General features: G+C 65.6%; 24 protein-coding genes and 2 pseudogenes. 1 reads left to right on the plus strand and 25 read right to left on the minus strand.

Annotated elements, in window-relative coordinates; all coding sequences use genetic code 11:
• Positions 1-63: 63 nt before the first annotated feature.
• The 8 genes from C380_RS05180 to C380_RS05215 all read right to left on the minus strand — a co-directional run bounded on the left by C380_RS05180 (position 64) and on the right by C380_RS05215 (position 6,235).
• Positions 64-1,068, minus strand: coding sequence for an ABC transporter substrate-binding protein (locus C380_RS05180; protein ID WP_015012837.1), 1,005 nt, complete (start codon positions 1,066-1,068; stop codon positions 64-66).
• A gap of 85 nt (positions 1,069-1,153) precedes the next feature.
• The gene (locus C380_RS05185) at positions 1,154-2,017 is read right to left on the minus strand and encodes a creatininase family protein (RefSeq protein ID WP_015012838.1); all 864 of its coding nucleotides are present in this window, start codon (positions 2,015-2,017) and stop codon (positions 1,154-1,156) included.
• A gap of 29 nt (positions 2,018-2,046) precedes the next feature.
• Positions 2,047-2,523 carry a RidA family protein gene (locus C380_RS05190; protein WP_015012839.1) on the minus strand — a complete coding sequence of 159 codons (477 nt, stop codon included), beginning with the start codon at positions 2,521-2,523 and terminating at the stop codon, positions 2,047-2,049.
• Positions 2,520-3,860: an amidohydrolase family protein gene (locus tag C380_RS05195; RefSeq protein ID WP_015012840.1), complete on the minus strand. Its 1,341-nt coding sequence runs from the start codon at positions 3,858-3,860 to the stop codon at positions 2,520-2,522. The genes C380_RS05190 and C380_RS05195 overlap by 4 nt, the downstream gene beginning before the upstream one ends.
• A 23-nt stretch (positions 3,861-3,883) precedes the next feature.
• The gene (locus tag C380_RS05200) at positions 3,884-4,471 is read right to left on the minus strand and encodes an NAD(P)H-dependent oxidoreductase (RefSeq protein ID WP_015012841.1); all 588 of its coding nucleotides are present in this window, start codon (positions 4,469-4,471) and stop codon (positions 3,884-3,886) included.
• Positions 4,472-4,496: 25 nt separating this feature from the next.
• Positions 4,497-4,799 carry a 2Fe-2S iron-sulfur cluster binding domain-containing protein gene (locus C380_RS05205; protein WP_015012842.1) on the minus strand — a complete coding sequence of 101 codons (303 nt, stop codon included), beginning with the start codon at positions 4,797-4,799 and terminating at the stop codon, positions 4,497-4,499.
• A gap of 190 nt (positions 4,800-4,989) precedes the next feature.
• A complete protein-coding gene (locus tag C380_RS05210; protein WP_015012843.1) occupies positions 4,990-5,646 on the minus strand; it encodes a TetR/AcrR family transcriptional regulator in 657 nt (218 codons plus the stop codon).
• Positions 5,647-5,719: 73 nt separating this feature from the next.
• Positions 5,720-6,235 (minus strand): nucleoside deaminase, encoded by a 516-nt coding sequence (locus C380_RS05215; protein ID WP_369750496.1) that lies wholly within the window; start codon positions 6,233-6,235, stop codon positions 5,720-5,722.
• A 449-nt stretch (positions 6,236-6,684) separates the two neighbouring features.
• On the opposite strand from C380_RS05215, the gene C380_RS05220 reads away from it, so the two are divergent.
• Positions 6,685-7,680, plus strand: a complete 996-nt coding sequence (locus C380_RS05220) for an isopenicillin N synthase family oxygenase (protein ID WP_015012845.1) — start codon at positions 6,685-6,687, stop codon at positions 7,678-7,680.
• Between the two features lie 92 nt (positions 7,681-7,772).
• Here the strand turns inward: C380_RS05220 and C380_RS05225 are convergent, their stop codons facing one another.
• The 17 genes and pseudogenes from C380_RS05225 to C380_RS05305 all read right to left on the minus strand — a co-directional run bounded on the left by C380_RS05225 (position 7,773) and on the right by C380_RS05305 (position 23,037).
• On the minus strand, positions 7,773-8,189 hold the full coding sequence (locus tag C380_RS05225; RefSeq protein WP_015012846.1) for a VOC family protein: 417 nt from the start codon (positions 8,187-8,189) through the stop codon (positions 7,773-7,775).
• On the minus strand, positions 8,186-8,848 hold the full coding sequence (locus tag C380_RS05230; RefSeq protein WP_051022488.1) for an isopenicillin N synthase family oxygenase: 663 nt from the start codon (positions 8,846-8,848) through the stop codon (positions 8,186-8,188). The genes C380_RS05225 and C380_RS05230 overlap by 4 nt, the downstream gene beginning before the upstream one ends.
• Positions 8,849-9,048: 200 nt before the next feature.
• Entirely contained in the window at positions 9,049-9,462 is a 414-nt protein-coding gene (locus tag C380_RS05235) for a 2-oxoglutarate and iron-dependent oxygenase domain-containing protein (RefSeq protein WP_043565159.1), read from the minus strand.
• 13 nt (positions 9,463-9,475) lie between these two features.
• Positions 9,476-10,504: an ABC transporter substrate-binding protein gene (locus C380_RS05240; protein ID WP_015012847.1), complete on the minus strand. Its 1,029-nt coding sequence runs from the start codon at positions 10,502-10,504 to the stop codon at positions 9,476-9,478.
• Positions 10,505-10,869: 365 nt separating this feature from the next.
• Positions 10,870-11,667 (minus strand): 2-oxo-tetronate isomerase, encoded by a 798-nt coding sequence (gene otnI / locus C380_RS05245; protein ID WP_015012848.1) that lies wholly within the window; start codon positions 11,665-11,667, stop codon positions 10,870-10,872.
• A gap of 25 nt (positions 11,668-11,692) precedes the next feature.
• A complete protein-coding gene (locus C380_RS05250) occupies positions 11,693-12,760 on the minus strand; it encodes an alpha/beta fold hydrolase (protein WP_015012849.1) in 1,068 nt (355 codons plus the stop codon).
• A 63-nt stretch (positions 12,761-12,823) separates the two neighbouring features.
• Entirely contained in the window at positions 12,824-13,513 is a 690-nt protein-coding gene (locus C380_RS05255; protein WP_043566085.1) for an aldolase, read from the minus strand.
• Between the two features lie 17 nt (positions 13,514-13,530).
• Entirely contained in the window at positions 13,531-14,808 is a 1,278-nt protein-coding gene (otnK, locus tag C380_RS05260) for a 3-oxo-tetronate kinase (protein ID WP_015012851.1), read from the minus strand.
• Entirely contained in the window at positions 14,805-15,719 is a 915-nt protein-coding gene (ltnD, locus tag C380_RS05265) for an L-threonate dehydrogenase (RefSeq protein WP_015012852.1), read from the minus strand. Before ltnD ends, otnK begins: the two co-directional genes overlap by 4 nt.
• Positions 15,720-15,754: 35 nt before the next feature.
• Positions 15,755-17,122 (minus strand): GntP family transporter, encoded by a 1,368-nt coding sequence (locus tag C380_RS05270; RefSeq protein WP_015012853.1) that lies wholly within the window; start codon positions 17,120-17,122, stop codon positions 15,755-15,757.
• Positions 17,123-17,495: 373 nt separating this feature from the next.
• A complete protein-coding gene (locus C380_RS05275) occupies positions 17,496-18,275 on the minus strand; it encodes a FadR/GntR family transcriptional regulator (RefSeq protein WP_015012854.1) in 780 nt (259 codons plus the stop codon).
• Between the two features lie 117 nt (positions 18,276-18,392).
• Complete coding sequence (locus C380_RS05280) at positions 18,393-19,436, minus strand: patatin-like phospholipase family protein (RefSeq protein WP_015012855.1); 1,044 nt, start codon at positions 19,434-19,436, stop codon at positions 18,393-18,395.
• Between the two features lie 130 nt (positions 19,437-19,566).
• Positions 19,567-19,803, minus strand: a pseudogene (locus C380_RS25780) (nucleoside deaminase); the annotation flags it as partial.
• A gap of 269 nt (positions 19,804-20,072) precedes the next feature.
• Positions 20,073-20,306: pseudogene (locus C380_RS05290) on the minus strand (nucleoside deaminase); the annotation flags it as partial.
• Between the two features lie 10 nt (positions 20,307-20,316).
• Positions 20,317-21,084: an ABC transporter permease gene (locus tag C380_RS05295; protein WP_015012858.1), complete on the minus strand. Its 768-nt coding sequence runs from the start codon at positions 21,082-21,084 to the stop codon at positions 20,317-20,319.
• 24 nt (positions 21,085-21,108) lie between these two features.
• The gene (locus C380_RS05300) at positions 21,109-21,933 is read right to left on the minus strand and encodes an ABC transporter ATP-binding protein (RefSeq protein ID WP_043566088.1); all 825 of its coding nucleotides are present in this window, start codon (positions 21,931-21,933) and stop codon (positions 21,109-21,111) included.
• 72 nt (positions 21,934-22,005) lie between these two features.
• Positions 22,006-23,037, minus strand: a complete 1,032-nt coding sequence (locus C380_RS05305) for an ABC transporter substrate-binding protein (protein ID WP_015012860.1) — start codon at positions 23,035-23,037, stop codon at positions 22,006-22,008.
• Positions 23,038-23,083 lie beyond the last annotated feature (46 nt).

Genomic DNA, 23,083 nt, shown 5'->3' on the forward strand with positions numbered 1-23,083 from the left:
TTCGATGGATGCGGCCGGGCGTGCAAGTGAGCGCACCGGCCGCTGTTTCAGGGCTGTCAGGGCTCAGGGCAGAACCTTGAGGTCTTTGACGAAGGCGGTGGTGTAGGTCTCGGTCAGCTTGACCTTGGCGGGGTCGATGAGCTTGGCGTCCACCAGGAAGTCGTAGCTGGCCTTGGCGCGCGCGTCGGTCATGATGCCGATGCCCATGGTGGCTGCGTCGCCCCCGGTGGCCATGCCCATTTCCTTGAGCTTGGCCACGCTGTAGGCGAGCTGCTCGTCAGTCATGTTGGGGTTGTCTTTCTTGATGAGCGCGTTGGCGGGGGCCGGGTCGGCCAGGTAGCTCTTCCAGCCTTCCATCGACGCCTTCACGAACGAGGCCACGGCGGCGCTGCGGTCCTTCACCGTCTTTTCCATGCACGAGATGGTGGTGGCGTAGGCGGGGTAGCCATGGTCGCTGAACATCAGCGTGTTGGCCTTGACGCCCGCTTTGGCAATCGCAAACGGCTCAGAGGTCAGGTAGCCCTGCTGGGCGCTGTTCTTGTCGGCGACGAAGGGCTGGATGTTGAAGGTGTAGGGGCGCGTCTGCGAATCGGTGAAGCCGTACTTGGCCTTGAGCCAGGGCCAGTAGCCGCGCTGGGCCGAGGATGCGATCAGGATGGTCTTGCCCTTGAGGTCTTCGAACTTCTTCACGTCCTCATGGGCGATGAGCACCTGCGGGTCCTTCTGGAACACTGCGGCCACGTTGACCACGGGCACGCCGCCTTCACGCATCTGGATCATCTGCAGGTCGCTCGATCCCATCACGCATTCGGCCTGGCCGGCCGCCATCATCTGCACGATGTTGACCTGCGGGCCACCCATCTTGATGGTCACGTCCAGCCCGTACTTTTTGTACAGGCCCGTGGCCACCGCCTGGTAGAAGCCGCCATGCTCGGCCTGCGCGTACCAGTTGGTCATGTAGGTGAACTTCTCTTGCGCGTGGGCAGTGCCCGACATGGTGCCGACGGCACCAACAGCGAGCAGCGCGGCTGCACCAAGTTTGGAAATGCGGGAGGCGGTCTTCATCATGGTGGTACTCCGGTAGGGGGTGGAGGTGGAACGAAGGGACAACGAAAGGAAAGGCGCAAAGGATTGGCGGTAGCGTTCGCAGGTTTCAGGCCAGTGCGGACGGGTGCTCGATGTGGCCGGTGTGATGGGCGCGGCCCCAGGTGGGCTCAGCGCGCGGCGCCCACTGCAGTTTGTGCAGCTCGGTGATGGCGGCGGCCCAGCTCACGGCCAGCGAGTCGAGGATGGCGTGGCCTTGCTCGGCCGTGGCGGGCAGCGGGTCGCCAATGATTCCGCTGGGGCCAAAGTCGCGTGCGCTCCAGGCGCAGGCCGGGCGGCCGTCGGGTGAGAGCAGGGGCGAGTCAAAAACGGGTGGGTAGTTGACCACCGCGCGCTCCATGTGCACGGTGTCAGGGGCCAGCGCCAGCATCAGTGCGGTTTCGCCGTGGCCTGCGTGCATGGCCAAGCGTTTTTCCTTGTCGGAGAGGAATTGGCCCGCTACGTGCGGCACACGCCAGGTGAAGCTGGGCACCACGATGAAGTCGCCATGGCGCAGCCGCAGCTCGCGGGCGCACATCTCCATCACCTGCGGCTGGCCGCCGTGGCCGTTGACGAAAAGGAGCTTGCGAAAGCCCGCGCGGTACACCGACTCGCCCACCTCGTTCATGGTGGCCAGCAGGGTTTCGCCGCTCAGCGTGACGGTGCCGGGGAAGTGCAGGTGCTCCTCGGACTTGCCGTAGGTGATGGGCGCCATGGCAAACGCGGGCACGTCGGCCGGCAGGCGGGCCAGCGCGTGGCCCACCACCCCAGCGCTGATCACGGTGTCCACCGCACAGGGCAGGTGCGGGCCGTGCTGCTCGGTGGCGCCCGTGGGCAGCACGATGACGGTGTTCTCCTTGTCGGGCAGGTCGGCGATCTCGGTCCAGCTCAGGTAGGGCAGGTAGCGGTGGGGCGGGTTGTAGCCGTGCAGCATGGGTGGTTCTTTCGTGAAGGAGGGCGTTGTCAGCGCAAAGGGAGGTAGGCCGTGGCCTCCACCTCGATGAGGATGTCGGGCGTGGGCAACATGCCGCTCACTTCCACCACGGTGGATGCGGGGGGCTCGCCGGGGAAGAACAGCTTGCGCACGCGGCTGTACTGCGGGAAGTGGTCCAGGTTCTTGAAGTACTGCACCAGCTTGAACACGTCGGACATCTGGCCGCCTGCGGCCTCGATGGTCTGGCGGATGCGGTCGAGCACATACCAGCTCTGCGCGAGGATGGGGCCCTCTTTGATGTCGCTGCTGAACTCGCCGGTGCGGCCAATCAGCGTGGCGGCCTCGTCAGGGATGTCGGCATAGCCGCGCACGATGCGGCTGGCGGCAGGGTCCACGGCGATGATCCCGCTGAGGTAGATGAAGTCGCCTGCGCGGCGCCATGCGGCGTAGCGGGCCAGGGGCTGGGCGATGCCCGGTGCAGGTGCGGTGGCAGATGTGGGGCTCATGCGAGGCTCCTTGCGGATGAGGTGTTGGGCACGTGGGTGGGTACATGCCAGGCAGCCGGTGCATGGCCGCTGGCGACGCGGCCCTGGCGCAGCACCACGCGGCCCTGCGCGCCTTGTGTGCGGGACGGAAAGCCCCAGTGGTCGGCCTGCGTGAAGACCAGCAGGTCGGCCACCGTGCCAGGCTGCAGGGGCAGCGCGGTGGTGCCAGTGCGGCCTGTGCGCAGCCAGTCGGCGCGGCACAGTGATTCGCTCCATTGGTCAAACGGTGCATCCAGCTGCGCCGCCAGCACCCCTGTGGCAAGGGCCTCCAGTGGGTCGAAGCTGCCCACGGGGCAGAACGGGTCTTGCACGTTGTCGCTGGCCACCAGCACCGGTATGCCGCGTGCACGGGCTTCCTTCACCAGCGTCAGGCCACGCTGGCGCGGTGTGCGGCCGGTGGTGGCGTCCTGCAGCAGCAGGTTGGTGATGGGCAGCGTGACCAGCGTGATCGGGCTTTGTGCCACCGCATCGAGCGTGGCGAGGGCCGTGGCTTCGTCCTGTGCCGCCAGCGCGCAGGTGTGGCCGCAGACCACATGGCCTTCAAAGCGCAGCTCCTTGAGCAGTGCGGCGGTGGTCGCCAAGCCCTGGGCGCCGGGGTGCAGTTCTTCGTCCACATGCAGGTCCACGTTCAGCCCGTGGTGTTGTGCGGCTTCCAACAGATGGCGCAGCGCCTGCGGGTCCCAGTTGGTGGAATGCACAAAGCCGCCCAGCAAGACACCAGGGCCGCTGGCGGCCACTGTGGCCGCAAGCTGCATGGCGGCGCTGCGGTCCGTATACAGGTGCAAGGGGATCAGGCTCACGCGCTCCAGCGTGATGCGGTCGGCCCAGTCGTGGGCCAGTGCGCGCAACACGTTCCAGGCCAGTGGCTGCGCGTCGGGCTCCCACCAGTCGCAGTGGGTGCGCAGGTGTGCGGTGCCTGCGTCATAGGCCCATTGCAGCGCGCGGCTGGCGCGGGCGTGGATGTCGGCTTCGGTCCAGCCCTGGCGGTCCACCATCATGGCCTCGATGGCGCCCAGCAGGCCGGGTTGGACCACGCCCATGCGGGGCAGCGTGAAGGCCTTGTCCAGGTGGGTGTGCGCATCCACCAGGCCGGGCAGCACCAGCGCGCCTGCTACGTCCCACACCGTGCCGTGGGGCGCTGGCTGGGTGCCATGGGGCAGCACCTGCACGATGCGGCCCTGGGCCAGGTGCAGGTCGGCCAGTGCGGGGTGGTGACCCTGCTGCGGCCACGCGCAAGGCAGCAGCCAGCGCGGCAACCTTGCTCGCAAGATGTGGTCGGGAGTGCTGGATGCGTGCATGCTGTGGCCCTTAGAAATTGCTCTTATGCAAAGCGCGCCATGGCTTGGCCCACGCGGGCCTTGAAGGCTGCCAGCCGGGGTGGGGTGGCCACGTTCATGTGGTAGTAGGCGTGGTAGTCCACCCGCGCCTTGCCGCCGGTGAGCAGGCGCATGTAGCGGGTGATGGACTTGCGTGGCGGGTCGCCCATGAACAGGGCCGTCCAGCGGGGGCGGCCGTAGGTGACCACGGCAGAGATGCGCCTGATATGCGTGAGCGAGGGCTTGACGTTGTGTGGGTCGCTGATGTCAAAGGCCACGCCGGGCATGAGCACGCGATCGAAAAAGCCCTTGAGCATGGCCGGCATGCCAAAGCACCAGGTGGGAAAGCAGAACACCACCGCCTCGGCCCAGAGCAAGCGGTCCACATAGCCCTGCACGGGCCACTGGTTGCTGGGCACCTCGTGGTAGCCCAGGCGCTCCTCGCGCGTCATCACGGGGTTGAAGCCCTCGGCGTATAGGTCGCAGTCGTCCACCTCATGGCCCGCGCCGCGCAGCTGCTGCACCACCTCGGTGTGCAGTGCGGCGTTGTAGCTGGTCTCTACCGGGTGGCAATAGATCACGAGGATGCGCATGGCGGGGCTTCCTTTTTGTTGAAGTTCAGAGGTCGAGCGTGAGCGTGGGCCCGTGGCTGCGTGCGCAGCACACGGCGACGTGGGTGGCTTGCTCTGCTGCGCTCAGGCAGCTGTCGCGGTGGTCGGGCTCGCCGTCCAGCCAGCGGGTCACGCAGGTGCCGCACACGCCCTGCTCGCACAGGGTTTCCAGCGGTACGCCAGCGAGCTGCAGCACGTCGGCCATGCTCTCGCCGGGGCCCACAGGCAAGCGCATCTGACTGCGCTGCAGGATCAGCTCGAACGTGTGTTCTGTGCGGGTGGCGCTGGCGGTGTCAGGGGCTGTCTGCATTGTTTGACCATGTGATTTGATCGATTGGTCAAACTATTGCAAAGGCTGTGCCAGCCACAAAAACCCGTCAAACGTCTTTGTGGTGGATCAACGCGGTCTTATCGCGACGGATTTGCGCCGCTTGCTGGTGCGCATCACGCCCCGCAGGCCCTTTGGAGCGTGGACCATGCCCAGAAATGGGCGTGGGGCTTTAGTCTGGTGCGAGGCCGCAGCCCAGCAGCACAAAGCTGGTGAGTTCGCGCACGATGGGCTCGCGGTCGATGGGTTCGTCGGGCGCCAGGCCCAGCATGATGTGCACCTGCACGCCGTAGTCGGCGTAGTGCTGCGTCATGCCCCAGATCTGCATGAGCAGCAGTGTGGGGTTGACGGCGCGCATGCGGCCTTCAGAAATCCAGCGGTTGATGAGGTCCACCTTCTGCTGGGTGGACTTGACGGCCACGGGCCAGTATTTGCCCAGGTTGCGCCCACCGCCCAGCACCTCGGTGGTGAAGATGCGCGACAGGCCCGGGTTGTCCAGCGCGTAGTCGAGCTTCTTGCGCACGTAGCTGCTCAACACCTTCTTGGGGTCGTCGCTGTTGCTGTCGAAAATGAAGGCGCCCGACCAGCCGTTGAGCACCGAGTACAGCAGCTCTTCATACAGCTCTTCCTTGCTGCTGATGTAGTAGTGCAGCTGGGGCTTGGTGAGCCCTGCGCGCTCGGCAATGGCCTTGGTGGATGCACCCTTGAAACCATGGCGGCTGAACTCGGCAATGGCCGCGTCGCGGATGGCGCCCAGGATGCGTTCGCGCCCCTGTTTGGCGCGGCTGAGCAGCGCGCCGGAGGCGGCTTCGGCTTCGGATTCGGTCATGGCTTTGGTGCGAGGCATGGGGGACGGGCGATGGCAGGGTGTGCGTTGCAGATTCTGCCCGCGCAGCAACGGGTCAGACTTTCCAGAACCCGATATGGGGTGCGCTGGCTTCTTCGACCAGTGCCGGGCCGATGCATTCGATGGCGTGGGGCGAGGCGGCAAACACGTCGCGGCACGACAGCTCGGCGTCGCGCTGCTCGGCCCGCTCGCCCCGGAACACGCGCAGGCGCTCGGCGTCAATGCCAAACACCACGCGCCCGATGCCGGACCAGAAGATGGCGCCCGCACACATCACGCAGGGCTCGGCCGACGAATACAGCGTGGCCTTGGCCAGGGCATCGCGCCCCACGCGCGGACTGAGCTGGCGCACGGCATTGGTCTCGGCGTGGCCGGTGCAGTCGCCGGTCTCGGTGGTGTTGCAGTAAGCCTCGGCCAGCAGGCGCCCTTCGGCACTGATGACCACCGCACCAAACGGGCGGTTGCCGCGCGCGCGGGCCGTGCACGACCACGCGATGGCCTGGCGCAGGTAGGTGCCGTCGGTGTCGTTGATGGGCGTGGGGTCGTCAAAGCTGGCTGGGGGTGCAGACATGAGCGCGTGCATGGTGTAGGTGTCTCTGTCGATGGTGGGTGGGTGGCTGTCGTTGTGCAACGCCGGACTGTCTGCATGCCCGCCGTTGTGGTGCAGGGCGCTATGCATTTGGCATGCCAATCACAATCAGTGACATGTATGCATGGCTTTGGACGCGCTGTGCACAAGTGCTCTGACTTTGCGCTGGCACACATGCAAGGCGCGTGGGCATTCTTCTTGCATCGCTGTTGGCAAGAGTAGAAGCGTTCACTGCGTTGTCCCTGTGCCATCCTGCACGGGGCAATGCCAGTCGGAAATTGCTCTTGAAGCCCGCTGTGCGCACAGCGGTGTGCGTTGGCACACCGTGGCTTCAAGGGTTGAAAGGACGGCCGCCGCAGGCGGTGTCACCCACTCTTGAAGCACCCAGCGGGAGGGCCTTTCTTCCTTCCACTTGTCTTCAGGAGAACTGCATGACCACCACCGCCACCTACGACCTCGCCGAGCTGCAAAAAGAAACGCGCATGGGCGCGATGGGCTCGGAAACCGCGAGCCGCGAAATCCGCCGTATCGACCTCAGCGAGTTTGCGCGGCGCAAGACCGAGGTTGCCGACCAGCTGTGGCACGCCGCCGTCGATGTTGGCTTTTTCCAGATCGTGAACCACGGCATTGACCTGGCCGAGGTGCACAACGCCTTTGCAATGACCGAGCGCTTCTTTGCGCTGCCCGACGCTGTGAAGGCGCAGTACCCGCTCAAGAAAGCGCTGAATGTGGGCTGGGAGAGCCGCGCACAGGTGCGCCCCTCCACCGGCACGCCGGACCAGAAGGAGTCGTACCAGATCACCCGCCCACACATGGCGGGCCTGTGGCCCACCGACGAGGAGCTGGCAGGCTTTCAGGCCACCATGCTCGCCTTCGAAGGCCAGTGCTGGCAGGTGGCCATGCAGGTGCTGTCGTGCTTTGCGTGGAAGCTGGGGTTTGACGAGGCCTTCTTTGCCCGCGCGCACGACCCTGCGCAGGCCAGTTACCAAAGCACCTTGCGCCTGCTGCACTACTTTGCGACCCCGCCCGAGCAACAAGCCCACCTGGGCCTGTGGCGCGCCGGGGCGCATACCGACTTTGATTGCCTGACCCTGCTCTTTCAGCGCCAGGGCCAGGGCGGCTTGCAGGTGTGCCCAGGCAAGGAGATGGACACCCAGGCCTGGACTTCGGTGGAGCCCGACGAGCAGGCCATCACCTGCAACATCGGCGACATGCTGATGCGCTGGAGCGACGACCAGTTGCCCAGCAACTTCCACCGCGTGAAGAACCCGCTGCCCGGCGAGTACATGGGGCCGCGCTACAGCATCGCCTTCTTTGCGCAGGCCAACCGCGACGCCATCATCGAAGGGCCGGGCAAGAAGTACCCCGCGATTGCCGCGGGCGACTACCTGAACCAGCGGGTGGCGGCCAACTTCAAGGCCTATTGAGGCGCGATGGATGGCGCAGGGGTGGGCGTTGGTTCACCCCGCTCATGCTTTGGCGGGCACTGCCGTTGTTGGCCTTGCCGGGTAGGGGCGGCTCAAGCAACGTTGCGGGGCACGCCCACAGCGCTTATCCGGAACACGTTGTCCTCCGGGTCCGCCAGCACCGCCTGCCATTGACCGTAGTAGGTGGCGTAGGGTGGCTTGATGATTTGCCCGCCCAGAGCTTTTGCCTTCTCGCTGGCAGCGTCCACGGCATCTGGCATGTCCAGCATGAAGGTGGCGTAGCCTGTCACGCTGCGTGGTGACGGCAAGGTGGCACCGGGCTGCCGGTCAGCCAGGCCCAGTAGGGCATAGGCCTCGGGGGCGTTGAAGCCGAGCTGGAAGTGCTCGGTCTCCACCGCCCGGTAGATGGCCGAGCGCGTCCCCGGCGCCTCGGGCAACTGCAGCAGGGCTTGATAGAACTGCAGTTGTGCCTCGATGTCCTGGCACAGCAGGTTGAACCAGAGCCTCATGCCATCACCTCTGCGCTGGCCGGGGTGGTGGATGTGGTGGTCTGACCCAGGCCGTAGGTCTTGCGGTACATGGCCTGCAAGTGCTCGCCCACGGTGCAGGGTGCAAAGCGCGGCGACTCACCGGCAGGCACACAGGTGGGGACGGGGACTACCTGGGCCTCGTAGTCGGGCGTGTAGAAAAAAGGAATGGAGTGGCGCGGTGCGCCCCCGCTGTGCACGTTGCGCACGCGATGCGGGTTGGATCGGTACAGCCCGTTGGTCCAGCGCGGAATCATGTCGCCCAGGTTCACCACCAGCGCGCCCTCGATGGGTGTGGCGGCCACCCATTCGCCGGTGGATAGCTTCACCTCCAGACCGCCATGGTGGTCCTGGGCCAGCAGGGTGATGGCTCCCCAGTCGGTGTGCTCGCCCGCGCCAAAGGTGAGCGCATCGGCGCTCTCAGGATGGGGTGGATAGCGCAGCAGCCGCAGCGTGAGCATGGGGCTCTGGTGTGTGTGGTCGAAATAGTCTTCTGGCAGGTCGAGCGAGAGCGCCAGCAGCTGCATCAGCCGCAGGGCCAGTTGCCGCATGGCGGCGATGTAGGTGCGGCTCTGGGTGGCCAGCTCGGGCAACCCCTCAGGCCACTGGTTGCTGCCGTAGGAGTGGTAGCCGCGCTGCACGTACGGATGGTCTGCCGCGTAGTTTGGGGCCTGTTCACCCTATTTTTTCCAGATGTGTTGCGATGCCCAAGGGCCATGCGCAAGGCGCCAAACGAAGCTGGGGTGCGGCCCCAGTGAGGCTTGGCAACGCCGCGGATGGCCCTTGGGCATCGCAACCCGAAGGGAAGGCCTCCCCGGCCACACCACTCGTCGTTGCGTTCCTAGCCAAGGCCCCGGCCTTGGCGTCGTCGCGCGCCTCGATTGGCGTGGCGGGGGAGGCCTTCGCACTGGAAAAAAATAGGGCGAACAGGCCCTAACCCGCAGTAAAAGCTCTCCTTGAGGTCCGGGCGTGCATTTGCGTCCAGGGTCTGCCCGCCCAGGCTTTCGTAGCCCCGCATCGCGGGTGAGTGGTGCAGCGAAATCGCTTCCTTGGATGCCAGCGGCAGGTCGAAGAACTGCTGCGCCAAGGCAAACTGGCGCCCAATGATGTCCTGCGGCACACCGTGGTGGCGCACGTAGAAGAACCCTGCGCCCATGCAGGCCTGGCGCAGTTGGGCGGCCACGGCCATTACGGCAGGGCTGCGCGGCGCGCCCGGCTGCAGGGCGCCGCTGAGGTCGATGAGGGGGATGCCCATGGCTTTCCCCGGGTCAGGCCTTGAGTTTGCGGTCGGCGGCTGCGGGCAGGAAGCGGTCGGTCCAGATGTCGGCCACCGCCAGGCTGCTCTTGAGGCCAAAGGCGGCCACGGTCTCATCGATGGTGGCCTGCAGGCGCGCAGGGGTGGCAGCGCCCCAGCCGTTGGTGCGTGTCTCGGCGGTCTTCATGGTGCCGTCCACGATGAGCTGCAGGCGTTCGAACTCGATCTCTTCATGTGCCAGGGGCTCGCGGGCCTTGATGGCGGCAGCGCCGGCGCGCGGGTCAGCAATCGCATCGACCCAGCCGCGCGTGGTGGCCTTGACGAAGGCCTTCATGGCATCCGGGTTGTCCTGCATGCTCTTGGCGTTGGCAATGAGCCCATTGCCATACGACTTGAGGCCATAGTCCGAAAAGCGGAACACCGTGATCTGATCCGGCGTCAGGCCCCGCGCCTTCAGGTTGAGCAGACCGGTGAAGAAGAAGTACGCCGCTGCGTCGAAATCGCCTTTGACGAAGCGTGTGTCGCCGATGTCGGGTGCCACGTTTTCCCATTTCACGCCGCTGCCATCAAAGCCCTGTGCCTTGGCAAAGGCGGGAAAGAGCTTGCGCGAAGCGTTGAAGGGCTGGCCCAGGATGGTCTTGCCCGCCAGGTCGGCGGGCTTCTTGATGGCGCCGTCCTTGCGCACCATGACCGAGTTGGGGTTCAGGTCGTACTGGATGGCGACCGCTGCCAGCCTGGACTGCGGATTGGCGGTGTTGAACTCGATCATGGTCGAGAGGTCGGCCGATGCCACGTCATAGGCACCACCCGCCACCAGACTGATGGCCGAGGCAGACCCGTTGCCGGTGTCGACGGTGACATCGAGGCCTGCATCCTTGTAGTAGCCGCGCTGCTGCGCCAGCAAAAAGCCTGCGCCCGAGGCCTCAACCTTCCAGCCCAGGTTGAACTTGAACTTTTGCAGATTGCCCTGGGCGCGCACAAACGGTGTGGCAGACAGCAGGGCGGCGGCGCCAGTGGCGCGGATGAGGGAACGGCGTTGCATGGTGGAGCACTCCTGGTCGTTGGCGGATAACCACGGGGGAGTGAAAAGCCAGGCTTCACACCCCTCCGGACGGGGTGCATGCAATCAACCGACAGGGCGCTGGGGCTGCAAGGTGGGGGAAGCGGCCTCCTGAAGACGCACAGTCCTGCGCGCCCGTGGGTGGCGTCAGTCCATTGCATGCTTCAAGAGCAATTTCCGGGCGGTGGCCGCTGAACGCTTCTACTCTTGGCGTCGATGTATTTGCAGGATCTGTGCCATGCGATCCCATCGTGTGGGCTATACCCGAACACCCTTGCGCGCCACACCATGGTGCGCGCTGCACCAGCGTCTGGCGTACCGCGGCAACTGTGGTGCGGGGTAGGTCTTTACAGCCAGGGCTTGAGCCAGCCCAGCCCGTCGCTGGTGGCGTGGGCGGCAGCGCCACGCGCAGGGCGGTATTCGCAGCCAATCCAGCCGTCGTAGCCCAGGCTGTCCAGCAGCTTGAACAGGTAGGTGTGGTTGATCTCGCCCACATCGGGCTCGTGGCGCTCGGGCACACCGGCAATCTGGAAGTGGCCGACGTTGCCGGTGGGCAGGTACTGGCGCACCTTCATCGCCAGGTCGCCTTCCACGATCTGGCAGTGGTACAGGTCCATCTGCACCTTCACGTTGGTGGCGCCGATCTCGGCGATCAGCGCGTGGGCCTGGTCCTGGCGGCTCAGGAAGAAGCCAGGCATGTCGCGGCCGTTGATGGGCTCCAGCAGGATGTGGATGCCGTGCGGCGCGGCCTCCTCGGCGGCGTAGCGCACGTTGGCGATGTAGGTGGCGCGCACGGTGGCGGCGTCTGCACCCTGGGGCACCAGCCCGGCCATCACGTGGATGCGGGGGCATTGCAGGGCTTTGGCGTATTCCACCGCTTTGGCAATGCCTTCGCGGAACTCGGCCTCACGCCCGGGCAGGCAGGCCAGCCCCCGTTCGCCCGCGTCCCAGTTGCCGGGTGGCGCGTTGAACAGCACCTGCTGCAGGCCGTTGGCTTGCAGCCGCGTGGCCAGTTCTTGCGCCGGGTAGGCGTAGGGGAAGAGGTACTCCACCGCCTTGAATCCATCGCGGGCAGCGGCGGCAAAGCGGTCGAGAAAGTCCACGTCGTTGTAGAGCATGGACAGGTTGGCGGCAAAGCGGGGCATACAGAGGATTCCTGAAAAATAAGGATCAGCGGCGCGGCGCGTTGGTGAGCACCTGCGCCAGCCGGTCTTGGTAAAAGCGCGCCAGGCCCACCGTGCTGTGGCCGAGGGTGTCGGCGCTGGCGGGGATCACGTAGGCCTGGGCGTGAGGGATGCGGGCGATGGCTTTGTCCAGCACGCCCAGTTCGGGTGGGTTGCGCTCATCGTCTGCCGAGTTGATGGCCAGCACGTGCGCAGTGATGCGCTCCAGCCCGGGCTCGGGGTCGTAGTCGCGCGATGCTTCCCACTGGTAAATGTGGTCGTTGGCATCGCCACGGAACGGGGCTTTGAGGCGCTGCTCCACCAGGGCGTCGGCCGCAGCGCGGGTAGGGGCCTGCTTTTGCAGGCCCTGGTTACCGCCGTTGGTGCCCGTGCCAAAGAACACCGACGCAAACTGCAGGCTGCGGGGCTGGCGGGTGTAGTTGCCGCTTTGCCATTCGGGGTCGTTGCGGATGGCATCGACCAGCAGGCGGCGCATCATCCAGTTGCGGCCCGACATGGCAGCGGGCAGCGAGGCCATGGGCACGGCGATGTCCATGAAGTCGGGGTAGCGCTGGGCCCACACCCAAGTGTGCATGCCGCCCATGGAGTTGCCGATGATGGCGCGCACATGGCGCACGCCCAGGTGTTCGGTCAGCAGGCGGTACTGGGCCTGCACCATGTCGTCGTAGTTGTAGGCCGGAAAGGCAGCGCGCAGGCCGTCCGACGGCTTGCTGGAGCGGCCGGTGCCGATGGCGTCCGGCAGGATGATGAAGTGCTTGCGTGCATCCAGCGGCTGGCCGGGGCCAAACAGCGTGCCTGCAAAGCCTGGCGTGAGCATGCTCTCTGCCGAGCCATTGGTGCCATGCAGCACCAGCACGGGCTCTCCGGTGGGCTCGCCCACCGTGGAGTAGGCCAGCTTGAGTTCGGGCAAGGTCTGACCGGTGTGGAAGCGGAAGTCTTTGACGACCCATTCCCCATGCTTGGGGGCGGGGTAATCAGCAGCCGATGCGCCGCCTGTGGCCAGCACGCCCAGCAGCATGGGGGCAAAGGCTTTGCGCCAGAAAGAAAGGGTCATGGTTTGTCTCCTTGTGTGTGTTCTTTCATCCCCACGCCTTGTGCGCAGCCAGCCCGTTACCTGTTACCAGTGGGCACCAAAGCCCTGGCGCAGCTCTTCAATCTGGGGCTCGGTCAGCGGTGTGGGGCGGGGCTGGCACAGCATCCACAGGCGCGCGGTTTCTTCCAGCTCTTCCAGCACGGCCATGGCGGCAGCAGGCGTGTCGTGCCACACGTTGGGGCCCAAGCGCGCCAGCATCACGGCGCGCACCGGTCTGCGCTGCGCCGCATAGCGGGTGATGGTCTGCGCCACCAGTGCGGCCGCTGCTGCATCACCAGGGCGGTGGTACGGGATGTGCGGCACGCGACCTACCTTCATGACGAAGTAGGGCGTGATGGGCGGCAGCAGTTGCGCATCGGGCGCCAGCTGGCCACCTGCAGCGGTGTCGGCTTGCAGCGAGCACGCCACCAGATGTGTGCTGTGCGTGTGAATCACGCAGCGCGCTGGGGCCGCTGTCGATGCCGAGGCCTCATAAATCTGCCGGTGCAGCGCAATGGTCTTGCTGGCCCGGTCGCCTGCCACCTGCTGGCCTTGGGCGTCCAGGCGCGCCAGCCGCTCGGGCTGCAGCGTGCCCAGGCAGGCATCGGTGGGGGTGATGAGGTAGCCATCGGCCAGGCGCACGCTGATGTTGCCGGCGGTGGCATGCACATAGCCCCGCTCAAACAGGCTGCGGCCCACGCGGCAGATTTCGTCGCGGGCTTGGCGCTCATCCATGAAGGCGGGGGTAGAGGTCATGCCAACAATTGTGCAAAAGCCTTGGTGAAGAAGTCGGTGCTGCCGAAATTGCCCGACTTCAGCGTGATGTGCAGCCCGTCCTTCGCATCGGGGGCCACGGCATGGCACCACGGCACGCCGGGGTCAATCTGCGCGCCAATGCGCATCTGCGTGATGCCCAGTGCCTGCACACAGGCTCCCGAGGTTTCGCCACCCGCCACGATGAGCTGGCGCACACCGCGCTGCACCAGGCCGCGTGCAATGGCGGCAATGGTTTCCTCCACCATGGCACCGGCTTTCTCGGAGCCCAGCTTGCCTTGAATGGCGCGCACAGCCGAGGGTTCGGCGGTGGAATACACCAGGACCGGGCCTTGGCCGATGTGGCCCTCAGCCCATGCCAACGCTTCGGCGGTCACGTCCACGCCTGCGGCAATGCGCAGCGGGTCGATGGCGAGAGCAGGCTTGCCTGCCTTGATGAAGTCCATGACCTGCTGGTTGGTGGCTACCGAGCAACTGCCCGACACGATGGCCTGCAGCCCTTGTGCAGCGGGCAGGCGTGCGGCTTCGTTGCTGGGAGTCACGCCAAAGTTGCCTGGCAAGCCAATGGCCACGCCCGAGCCCGCAGTGACCAGCGGCATGCCCTTGAGGGCAGGGCCCAGACGCAGCAGGTCGGCGTTGGACACCGCATCCACCACGGCCATGCGCACGCCTTCGGCCTTCAGTTGGTCGATGCACGCGCGGATGGCGGCCTCGCCCTGCGCGACCACACTGTGGTCGATCAGGCCAACGCGGCTGGGTGTCTGCGCCTGCAGCACGCGCACCAGGTTCGGGTCGGTCATGGGTGTGAGCGGGTGGTTCTGCATGCCGCTCTCGTTCAGCAACACGTCACCCACAAACAGGTAGCCCTTGAACACGGTGCGCTTGTTGTCGGGGAAGGCGGGCGTGGCGATGGTGAAGTCGGTGCCAAGGGCCTGCATCAGCGCATCGGTCACGGGGCCGATGTTGCCTTCGGCGGTGCTGTCAAAGGTGGAGCAGTACTTGAAGTAGATCTGCTCGGCGCCTTGCGCCTGCAGCCACGTCAGCGCCTCAAGCGACTGGGCGATGGCATCGTCCTTGGGAATGGTGCGCGACTTGAGCGCGACCACGATGGCATCGGCCTCGGTATCCAAAGCTGCCGTGGGCACGCCCATGGCTTGCACCACGCGCATGCCTGCGCGCACCAGGTTGTTGGCCAGGTCGGTCGCGCCCGTGAAGTCGTCGGCAATGCAGCCCAGCAGGGCACGTGCGCGTGTCATGCCTTTTTCTCCTTGCCTTCAGGCAGGGTGATGCCCGGGAAGATCTTGATTACGGCGCTGTCATCTTCTTTGGCAAAGCCTGCGGTGGAGGCCTGCATGAACATCTGGTGCGCGGTGGCGGCCAGCGGCAGCGGGAATTTGCTGGCGCGTGCGGTGTCCAGCACCAGGCCCAGGTCCTTCACAAAAATATCGACGGCCGACAGCGGCGTGTAGTCGCCCGCCAGCACATGGGCCATGCGGTTTTCAAACATCCAGCTGTTGCCCGCGCTGTTCGTGATCACTTCATACAAGGCGCTGGCTTCCACGCCTTCGCGCAGGCCCAGTGCCATGGCTTCAGCGGCCACGGCAATGTGCACACCGGCCAGCAGCTGGTTGATGATCTTGACCTTGCTGCCTGCGCCCGCCTTGTCACCCAAGCGGTACACCTTGCCGGCCATGCCGTCGAGCACAGCGCCCGCAGCGGCATAGGCCTCGGGCTTGGCCGAGGTCATCATGGTCATCTGCCCCGATGCGGCCTTGGCTGCGCCGCCGGAGATGGGCGCGTCCACATAGTGCAGGCCCAGGGCGTTCAGGCGCGCTTCCATCGCCACCGACCAGTTGGGGTCTACCGTGGAGCACATCACAAAGGTGCTGCCGGGGCGCATGGTGCTGGCTGCACCGCTTTGGCCATTGTCGCCAAACAGCACGCTCTCGGTCTGCGCAGCGTTGACCACCACCGACACCACTACATCACTCACCGCCGCCAGCGCAGCCGTGGTGGCATGGGCTGTGCCACCGTCTGCCACAAAGGCATCGGCCACGCCGGGGCGCACGTCGCACACGTGGATGGTGAAACCGTTGTTGCGCAGTGTCTTGGCAATACCAGCGCCCATGGCGCCCAGGCCGATGATGCCGACGGTGGGTTTTGTCATGTTGTCAGTCCTTCAAAGAAATTCAAATAGGGCACTTAGGCCACCAGTACCCAGAGCAAAGCGGTCATCGCAAAACCTGCGATGCCCAGCACGGTGGTCAGCACCGTCCAGGTGCGCAGGCCATCGCCCACGCTCAGGCCCAGGTAGCGGGTCACGATCCAGAAGCCCGAATCGTTGACGTGTGACAGGCCCAGGCTGCCAAAGCCAATGGCAACCGTGAGCAGCGCCACTTGCAAGGGGGAATACCCGCCACCTGCAATGGCGTCTGCCAGCAGGCCGCAGGTGGTGATGATGGCCACGGTGGCCGAGCCTTGGGCGGCGCGCAGGGCCAGCGAGATGATGAACGCCAGCAGGATGAGCGGCAGATGGGTAGCGGTGAGGCTTTGCGACAGCGCCGTGCCAATGCCGCTGGCCGTGAGCACCTTGGCAAACACACCGCCAGCGCCCGTCACCAGGATCACGGTGGCAGCAGGGGGCAGGGCAGATTCCATGATGGCGTTGGTGCGCTCACGGTTCCAGCCCTGGTTGCGGCCCAGCAGAAACATGGCCAGACCCACGGCCACCATCAGTGCAAAGATGGGCGAGCCGATGAAGCCCAGCACATTGCGCAGGCTGTCGCCCTTGGGCAGCAGTGTGGCGCCGGTGGTGCCCGCCATGATGAGGGCCAGGGGGATGATGATCAGCGCCATGATGGTGCCGACGCTAGGCGCGGCGCTTGCTTTGCTGGTCTTGCTGTCTTCGCTGTTGCCAAAGGCGGCAAACTGCTCAGCCGTGGTGGGCAGCATGGGGTAGCCCTTGCGATTGAGCCAGCCCGCCACGACCTGAGACAACGCCGCCAGCGGGATGCAGATGGCCAGGCCAATGATGGTGATCCAGCCAATGTCGCCCTTGACGATAGCTGCCCCGCCCACGATGCCGGGGTGCGGTGGCACCACCACGTGCGCAGCCAGCATGATGCCCGCTACGGGCAGGCCGAACTTGATGGGGTTCACGCCCGCCGCCTTGCAAAAGCCGTAGACGATGGGCACGAGGATGATGAAGCCCACGTCAAAAAACACCGGGATCGCCAGCACCAGCGCTGCAGCCGTGAGGGCCATGGGCACCCGTGTAGGCCCCAGCAGCTGTGTGAAGCGGTTGGCCAGGCTGGCCGCACCGCCCGAGACCTCGATCATGCGCCCCAGCATGGAACCCAGCGCCACCAGGATGGCCACCGACCCTAGTGTGCCGCCCATGCCCGCAATCAGCGTGCTGATGATGTCGCCGATGGGCATGCCCGTGGCAAACGCCACCAGAAAGCTCACCAGCATCATCGCCACGAAAGCGTGGACCTGCCAGCGGATGATGAGCAACAGGAGCAGGCCAATGCTGCCGGCGCCGATGCCTAGAAGTGCGAGGGTGGACATGAACGGGGTATCTCCGGGATGGAAGGGGGCAGGCCCAGATGGAGGCCGCTGAAAACGGCCTGGTGAGGGAGGTTGAGTACAACCGGTTTGGTGTGTTTATATGGTTATCATACAAATTATTGCGATCTGTACTCCTACGGGTTAACCCGCGTGTGCCCGTGCGTGGAGAGGGCGGGTGACGCACTTTTGAGGCGTTTTAGTGCTCAAGCGCTAGTGCAATATGCCTGAGTAGCTACCAAATAAGTAGCAAATCAACCATGTGGCCGGGGCGCAAGCCCCGCCGCCGCCACGCCACAAGCCTCACACGGCTGCGAGCTACGCCGCTAACGCAGACGCGTTCAAGCCCGTTGCGCAGGCATCTCAGCGATGCAGCTCAGAACACCAGTGGTGTAGATGCCGCCACCAGCGGCTGGGCCAGCCGCGCGCCGTCCTGGGCCCAGAACGACAGGTCGGCCTGCTCGATGCGGGCCAGTGCGTTTTTCATGTGCTGCGCCGCAGCGGCCCGTGCGGCCACCGGGTCGCCCGCCTCGATGGCGCGCACGATGTGGGTGTGCTCGTGGGTCACCGCATCGGCAAAGTCGGTGCGCCGCGCCTCGTTGGCGCGTGTCACACGCGTGGCGCCTTTGAGGAACTGGGCCAGGTAGTCCAGCGTGCTGATCATGAACGGGTTGTCCGCTGCCTGGGCAATCGCGCGGTGGAACAGCACGTCTTCCTCCACCCCATCGCGGCCTGCGCGCACGGCGTCGGCAATGTGCTGCATGGCGGCGCGGATGGCGGCCATGTCGTCATCGGTGCGGCGCAGGGCCGCCAGCTCGGCCACCTCGGCTTCGAGCGCACGGCGCACTTCCACGATCTGCATCACCGCTTCGCGCGATGCCGCAAGGGGCACATCAAACTGCAACGGCTCGATGCCGGGCGCCAGCACATACACGCCGCTGCCCTGCCGTGAGTCCACCAGCCCCAGCGACTTGAGGCGCGAGATGGCCTCACGCACCACCGTGCGGCTGACCTGGAATTGCTGCGCCAGCACGGCCTCGGTAGGCAGCTTCTGCGCAGCCTGGATGCGGCCCGCGCGAATCTCGGCCTCCAGCGCACTGGCCACCTGGTCGGAGAGCTTGGCGCTGGGTTTGACGGCGGAGAACGGCGAAGACATGGAATTGGTGGGGCGGGCAGTGTGGAGCGTGAACGCGTTGCCGGGTGGTGCGGGCAGGCGTTGGGCGCAATGGACTTTACCCGAAGGGCGCTGTGCCGGAAGGGTTTGTTGGCTGCTCTACTTAGGCGCCGGGCAGGAGTCGTCCAGCTTGGCCAGGCCCGCCAGCTTCTGCAGCCGGCTGCGGTTGTCCAGGCAGGCCTGGTGCTGCGCCTCGGCCGCCTTCTGCTGGGCCTGCGCCGCCGCCTTGGCGCGTTCGGTCTGCAGCTGGGCCACGCGCTCGCGGATTTGCGGCATCACGGCCAGCGCGGCCTTTTCGCCTTCCACGATGGCATTGGCGCGCTGGCTGAAGTCGGCGGCGCCGATGTCCAGCACCTGCGGGCGGACGATCACATCGGCCCGCGCCAGCTCTGCCTGGCCCAGCTTCTGGCCCATGATGGCAATCGACTGGTTCAGCGCGCCCAGCATATTGCCGGGCGTCTGGCCCCGGGCCTTGTTGGAGATGTCCACGGCAATCACGATGTCGGCACCCAGCTGGCGTGCGGCATCCACCGGCACGGGGCTCACGATGCCGCCATCCACAAAGTGGTACTTGCCGATGGTGACGGGCTGGAACACGCCCGGCACGCTGCTTGATGCGCGCACGGCCTGACCGGTGTTGCCGCGTGCAAACACAGTGCGCTCACCGTCCTCCAGTCGGGTGGCGACGACGACAAAGGGCTTGGCCATCTGCTCCAGCGGTTTGCGGCGCACCTGCTCGTTCACATAGTCTTCCAGCTTCTGCCCCAGCACCAGCCCGCCGGACGACAACTGCAGGTCGCGGATCTTGGCTTCGTCCAGCGCCACGGCTTTTTCCTGCATCTCGAAGGCATTCATGCCGCTGGCGTACAGCGCGCCGACCACGCTGCCTGCGCTGGTGCCCGAGACCACGGCGGGTGCCAGGCCATTGGCCTCCAGCATCTTGATCACGCCAATGTGCGCAAAGCCCTTGGCCGCGCCACCGCCCAAGGCAATGCCGATGCGGATGGGGGGCGTGGTGGATGGGGTCGCTGCGACCGGTGTGGCGTCGCCCGCCGCTGGCTGGGTCGGTACCGTGCCGCCGCATGCGGCCAGACCTGCTGCGGCCCCAAGGGCCAGAAGGCGCAAAGAAATGGTCAAGCGCATGCGGTGTGATCCTGCTGTCGTCCAAACGGGGCGGGCAGTATAGCGGCAGGGTGCCGGGGCACCCGTTGGTGGTGTCTTTTGCTCCTGAAAGAGGAGCTGCTTGCGCTTGATGTACAAGCGCCAGAGCCCACTACTGCCAGAAGTCGCGGTGCAGGGCGGTGATCTCGTCCTGCAGTGCGGGCACCGGGCCCAGCACCTCGGTGGGGCGCTGGCCGCTGGCAAACACCGTGCGGCAAGGCAGGGACAGCGTGGGGTTCTCGGGGTGGTCGCCCGTCAGGGCGAGCAGGGCGGCTTCTTCGACGCCATACAGCACGCGGCCGATGCCCGCCCAGTAGATGGTGCCAGCGCACATGGCGCAGGGGTCCAAGAACGTGTTCACCATCTCCCAGGGGTCGCGCAGCGGTCTTTGCGGGATGGGATGCAAGGCGCGGTGCGCTGCCAATAGCTCGGCTATTTGCAAGCGCCGCAACGCCGCAGGCCACCCGCAAAGACCACTGCCCGAAGGGTTGGAGCGAAATCGGGCGATTGAACGCCCCGGTTGCTTACATGGGCACGAGCCCATGCAAGCAACCAGGGCATCCACTCATCCCGATTGCGCTCCAACGCGACCCCTGGGAGATGGCGAACACGTTCTCAGGTGGTGACCAGCGTGCACTGGGCCAGATAGGCGCCGGGGTAGTTGGCAGCCGCCGTGCGCGCCAGCGTGCTCTCGGCGTGGTTCACCGTGTCGATGTTGCCCTGCTCGGCCAGCACCGTCTCGCCATCGGGCGCGACGAGCAGCGCGCCGAAGGGGTGGCGGCCCATGTCCTTGGCGCGCTGGGCTACGGCGTTGGCGCGGCGCAGCAGCGTGGCTACCTGGGCTTCGCTCAACGCCGTCGGGTTATTCACCTTGAGAACCCCGGTGCGCCCAGCCCGTGGTGCGTTTTTCGATCCAGCTGAACAGCTCGTACATCACCATGGCCATGGCGCCCACGACCATCAGGCCCGCAAAGGCCAGGCCCATCTGCATGGACGAGCCTGCGCTGATCAGCAGGTAGCCGATGCCTTCGTTGGCCGCGGTCATTTCCGACACGGTGGTGCCCACAAAGGCCAGCGTGATGGCCACCTTGAGCGAGCCGTAGAAGTACGGCATGGAGCGGGGCAGGCCCACCTTGGTCAGCACGTCCCAGCGCTTGGCGCCCAGCACGCGCAGCACGTCTTCCAGCTCGGGCTCCAGCGTAGCCAGGCCCGTGGCGATGTTGACCATGATGGGGAAGAAGCTGATGAGAAACGCGGTGAGGATGGCAGGGCCCACGCCGATGCCGAACCAAACCACCAGGATGGGCACGAAGGCGGCCTTGGGCAGCGCGTTGAAGGCCGTCATCAGCGGGTACACGGCGGCATAGGCGATGCGCGAGCTGCCGATCACAAAGCCCAGCAGCACACCCACGACGATGGCGATGCCGAAGCCCGCCATGGTGACCCAGAAAGTGCGCCAGGCATGGCCTGCGATGACGCCGCTGAACTCCACCAGCTGCACGCCGATGGCCCAGGGGCTGGGGAACAGGTACTCAGGGATGCTGAAGGCCGAGCAGATGATTTGCCACAGCATGATGGTGGCGACGAGCAGGATCCAGGGGGACCAGCGCTCCACGGTTTTCTTGTGCATGGGGATGAGGCGCTTTCTTTGTTCTTATTGCTGGATGGGCGCGCCCGCTTTTCGCAGTGCACCGATGTGGCCGCGCAGCTCGTGCACGATGTCGGTGAACTCCTTGGTGTAGGTCACTTCCAGGTCGCGCGGGCGGGGCAGCTCGATCTCCTTGCGCACCACAAACCGGCCGGGGCTCTTGCTCATCACATAGACCGTGTCGGCCAGGAAGACCGATTCGCGCAGGTCGTGCGTGACCAGGATCACGTTGAACTGCTGCTCGGTCCACAGGTCGCGAAGGATGCACCACAGCTCCTCGCGGGTGAAAGCGTCGAGCGCGCCGAACGGCTCGTCCAGCAGCAGCATCTTGGGCTCGTGGATCAGCGCGCGGCAGATGCTGGCGCGCTGCTGCATGCCGCCCGACAACTGCCAGGGGAATTTGTCTTCATAGCCCGCGAGGCCCACCTTCTGCAGCAGCTTGCGGGCGCGTTCTTCGTACTCCTTGCGCTTTTGCTTGAAGTGGCTGCGGTAGGGCTCGACGATTTCGAGCGGCAGCAGCACGTTGTCCACCGTGGTGCGCCAGGGCAGCAGCGAGGGTGCCTGGAAGGCCATGCCCGACACCTTGAGCGGCCCCGTCACCGGCTGCCCGTCGATGAGGATCTTGCCCATCGACGGCATCTTCAGCCCCGTGGCCAGCTTCATGAAGGTGGACTTGCCACAGCCCGAGGGGCCGACGATGGCGATGAACTCGCCGCGCCGCACCTGCAGGTCGATGGCTTCGACCGCAAACTGGTTCTTGGCGCGCAGCTCGTCGTTGTAGGCGAGCCAGACGTCCCGGAAGTCCACAAAATAGTTGTCAGCAGCCTGCATGGAGGTTTTTATGCTCAGAATGGCCGCAAGCGCCATTCAATCATGCGCTTGCAGCTATCAAATTAATAGTAATTACTTCTTGGGCAGGATGTTCAGCTCGGCAGCGCTGGGCAAGAAGCTGGCGTTCCACACATCGTCAGCGTTCACGCGGGTCTTGGTGTTGAACGCATCGGACACCTGCGACGCCATCAGCGAGAGGCGGCCGGGCTTGAGCTGACCAAAGCCCTCGGCGCGCGCGTCGGGGCTGTTGATCACGGTGTCGATGGCCAGCTGCAGGCGGCGGGTTTCGAGCGGCACGTTCACGATGCCGTCGCGCGCCTTCACGTATTCGATGGACGCAGCGGGGTTGGCAATGACTTCCTTGGCGCCCTTGGTGAAGGCCGACAGGAACGCCTTGATGGCGCCCGGGTTCTCCTTGATGAGCTTGGGGCTGGCGATGATCACGTTGCCGTACAGCTTCACGCCAAAGTCGGCATAGGGCAGCACCACCACGTCGGCAGCCTTGGCGCCACGGGCTTCCAGGTTGAGCAGCGAGGTGAAGGTGAAGCCGGTGATGGCGTCCACGTCACCGCGCACCAGCATGGTTTCGCGCAGTGGCGGGTCCATGGCGGTCCAGGTCACGGCGCCGATGCCGTTGGCCTTCTGGAAGATGGGGAACGCGCGGCGGCCTGCGTCAAACACGGGGGCGCCCAGCTTCTTGCCGGCCAGGTCGGCGGGCTTGGTGATGCCGCTTTTTTTCAGCGCCATGACCGAGGCGGGCGTGTTGTTGTAGACCACCATCACCGCCACGGGCTTGTTCTGCGCGTCGGGGTTGTTGGCGTGGAACTCCATCACGGCGGCCAAGTCGGCAAAACCCATGTCGTACGTGCCCGATGCCACGCGCTGCACCGCGCCGCCAGAGCCGTTGCCTGCATCCACCGTCACGTCCAGGCCTGCGGCCTTGAAGTAGCCCTTGGCCACGGGTTGCAGGAACAGCGCCGCAGGGCCTTCAAAACGCCAGTCCAGCTGGAACTTGATGGGCGTGGTGGCCTGTGCCTGGGCCAGCGATGCGCTGCCGATCAGGGCCAGGGCGGCGGCGGTTTGCATGAACAGTCTTTTTTTCATTCGGGGCTCCTGTCGGGCAAGGGGAAATGCGGTGAGGGAAGGTGTT

The organism is Acidovorax sp. KKS102, from assembly GCF_000302535.1.
GTDB lineage: Bacteria > Pseudomonadota > Gammaproteobacteria > Burkholderiales > Burkholderiaceae_C > Acidovorax.

Bases quoted from the DNA above. Each gene is read 5' to 3' on its own strand.
- C380_RS05180 (WP_015012837.1), bottom strand. From the start codon at position 1,068: ATGATGAAGACCGCCTCCCGCATTTCCAAACTTGGTGCAGCCGCGCTG.
- C380_RS05185 (WP_015012838.1), bottom strand. From the start codon at position 2,017: ATGCTGCACGGCTACAACCCGCCCCACCGCTACCTGCCCTACCTGAGC.
- C380_RS05190 (WP_015012839.1), bottom strand. From the start codon at position 2,523: ATGAGCCCCACATCTGCCACCGCACCTGCACCGGGCATCGCCCAGCCC.
- C380_RS05195 (WP_015012840.1), bottom strand. From the start codon at position 3,860: ATGCACGCATCCAGCACTCCCGACCACATCTTGCGAGCAAGGTTGCCG.
- C380_RS05200 (WP_015012841.1), bottom strand. From the start codon at position 4,471: ATGCGCATCCTCGTGATCTATTGCCACCCGGTAGAGACCAGCTACAAC.
- C380_RS05205 (WP_015012842.1), bottom strand. From the start codon at position 4,799: ATGCAGACAGCCCCTGACACCGCCAGCGCCACCCGCACAGAACACACG.
- C380_RS05210 (WP_015012843.1), bottom strand. From the start codon at position 5,646: ATGACCGAATCCGAAGCCGAAGCCGCCTCCGGCGCGCTGCTCAGCCGC.
- C380_RS05215 (WP_369750496.1), bottom strand. From the start codon at position 6,235: ATGTCTGCACCCCCAGCCAGCTTTGACGACCCCACGCCCATCAACGAC.
- C380_RS05220 (WP_015012845.1), top strand. From the start codon at position 6,685: ATGACCACCACCGCCACCTACGACCTCGCCGAGCTGCAAAAAGAAACG.
- C380_RS05225 (WP_015012846.1), bottom strand. From the start codon at position 8,189: ATGAGGCTCTGGTTCAACCTGCTGTGCCAGGACATCGAGGCACAACTG.
- C380_RS05235 (WP_043565159.1), bottom strand. From the start codon at position 9,462: ATGGGCATCCCCCTCATCGACCTCAGCGGCGCCCTGCAGCCGGGCGCG.
- C380_RS05240 (WP_015012847.1), bottom strand. From the start codon at position 10,504: ATGCAACGCCGTTCCCTCATCCGCGCCACTGGCGCCGCCGCCCTGCTG.
- otnI (WP_015012848.1), bottom strand. From the start codon at position 11,667: ATGCCCCGCTTTGCCGCCAACCTGTCCATGCTCTACAACGACGTGGAC.
- C380_RS05250 (WP_015012849.1), bottom strand. From the start codon at position 12,760: ATGACCCTTTCTTTCTGGCGCAAAGCCTTTGCCCCCATGCTGCTGGGC.
- C380_RS05255 (WP_043566085.1), bottom strand. From the start codon at position 13,513: ATGGATGAGCGCCAAGCCCGCGACGAAATCTGCCGCGTGGGCCGCAGC.
- otnK (WP_015012851.1), bottom strand. From the start codon at position 14,808: ATGACACGCGCACGTGCCCTGCTGGGCTGCATTGCCGACGACTTCACG.
- ltnD (WP_015012852.1), bottom strand. From the start codon at position 15,719: ATGACAAAACCCACCGTCGGCATCATCGGCCTGGGCGCCATGGGCGCT.
- C380_RS05270 (WP_015012853.1), bottom strand. From the start codon at position 17,122: ATGTCCACCCTCGCACTTCTAGGCATCGGCGCCGGCAGCATTGGCCTG.
- C380_RS05275 (WP_015012854.1), bottom strand. From the start codon at position 18,275: ATGTCTTCGCCGTTCTCCGCCGTCAAACCCAGCGCCAAGCTCTCCGAC.
- C380_RS05280 (WP_015012855.1), bottom strand. From the start codon at position 19,436: ATGCGCTTGACCATTTCTTTGCGCCTTCTGGCCCTTGGGGCCGCAGCA.
- C380_RS05295 (WP_015012858.1), bottom strand. From the start codon at position 21,084: ATGCACAAGAAAACCGTGGAGCGCTGGTCCCCCTGGATCCTGCTCGTC.
- C380_RS05300 (WP_043566088.1), bottom strand. From the start codon at position 21,933: ATGCAGGCTGCTGACAACTATTTTGTGGACTTCCGGGACGTCTGGCTC.
- C380_RS05305 (WP_015012860.1), bottom strand. From the start codon at position 23,037: ATGAAAAAAAGACTGTTCATGCAAACCGCCGCCGCCCTGGCCCTGATC.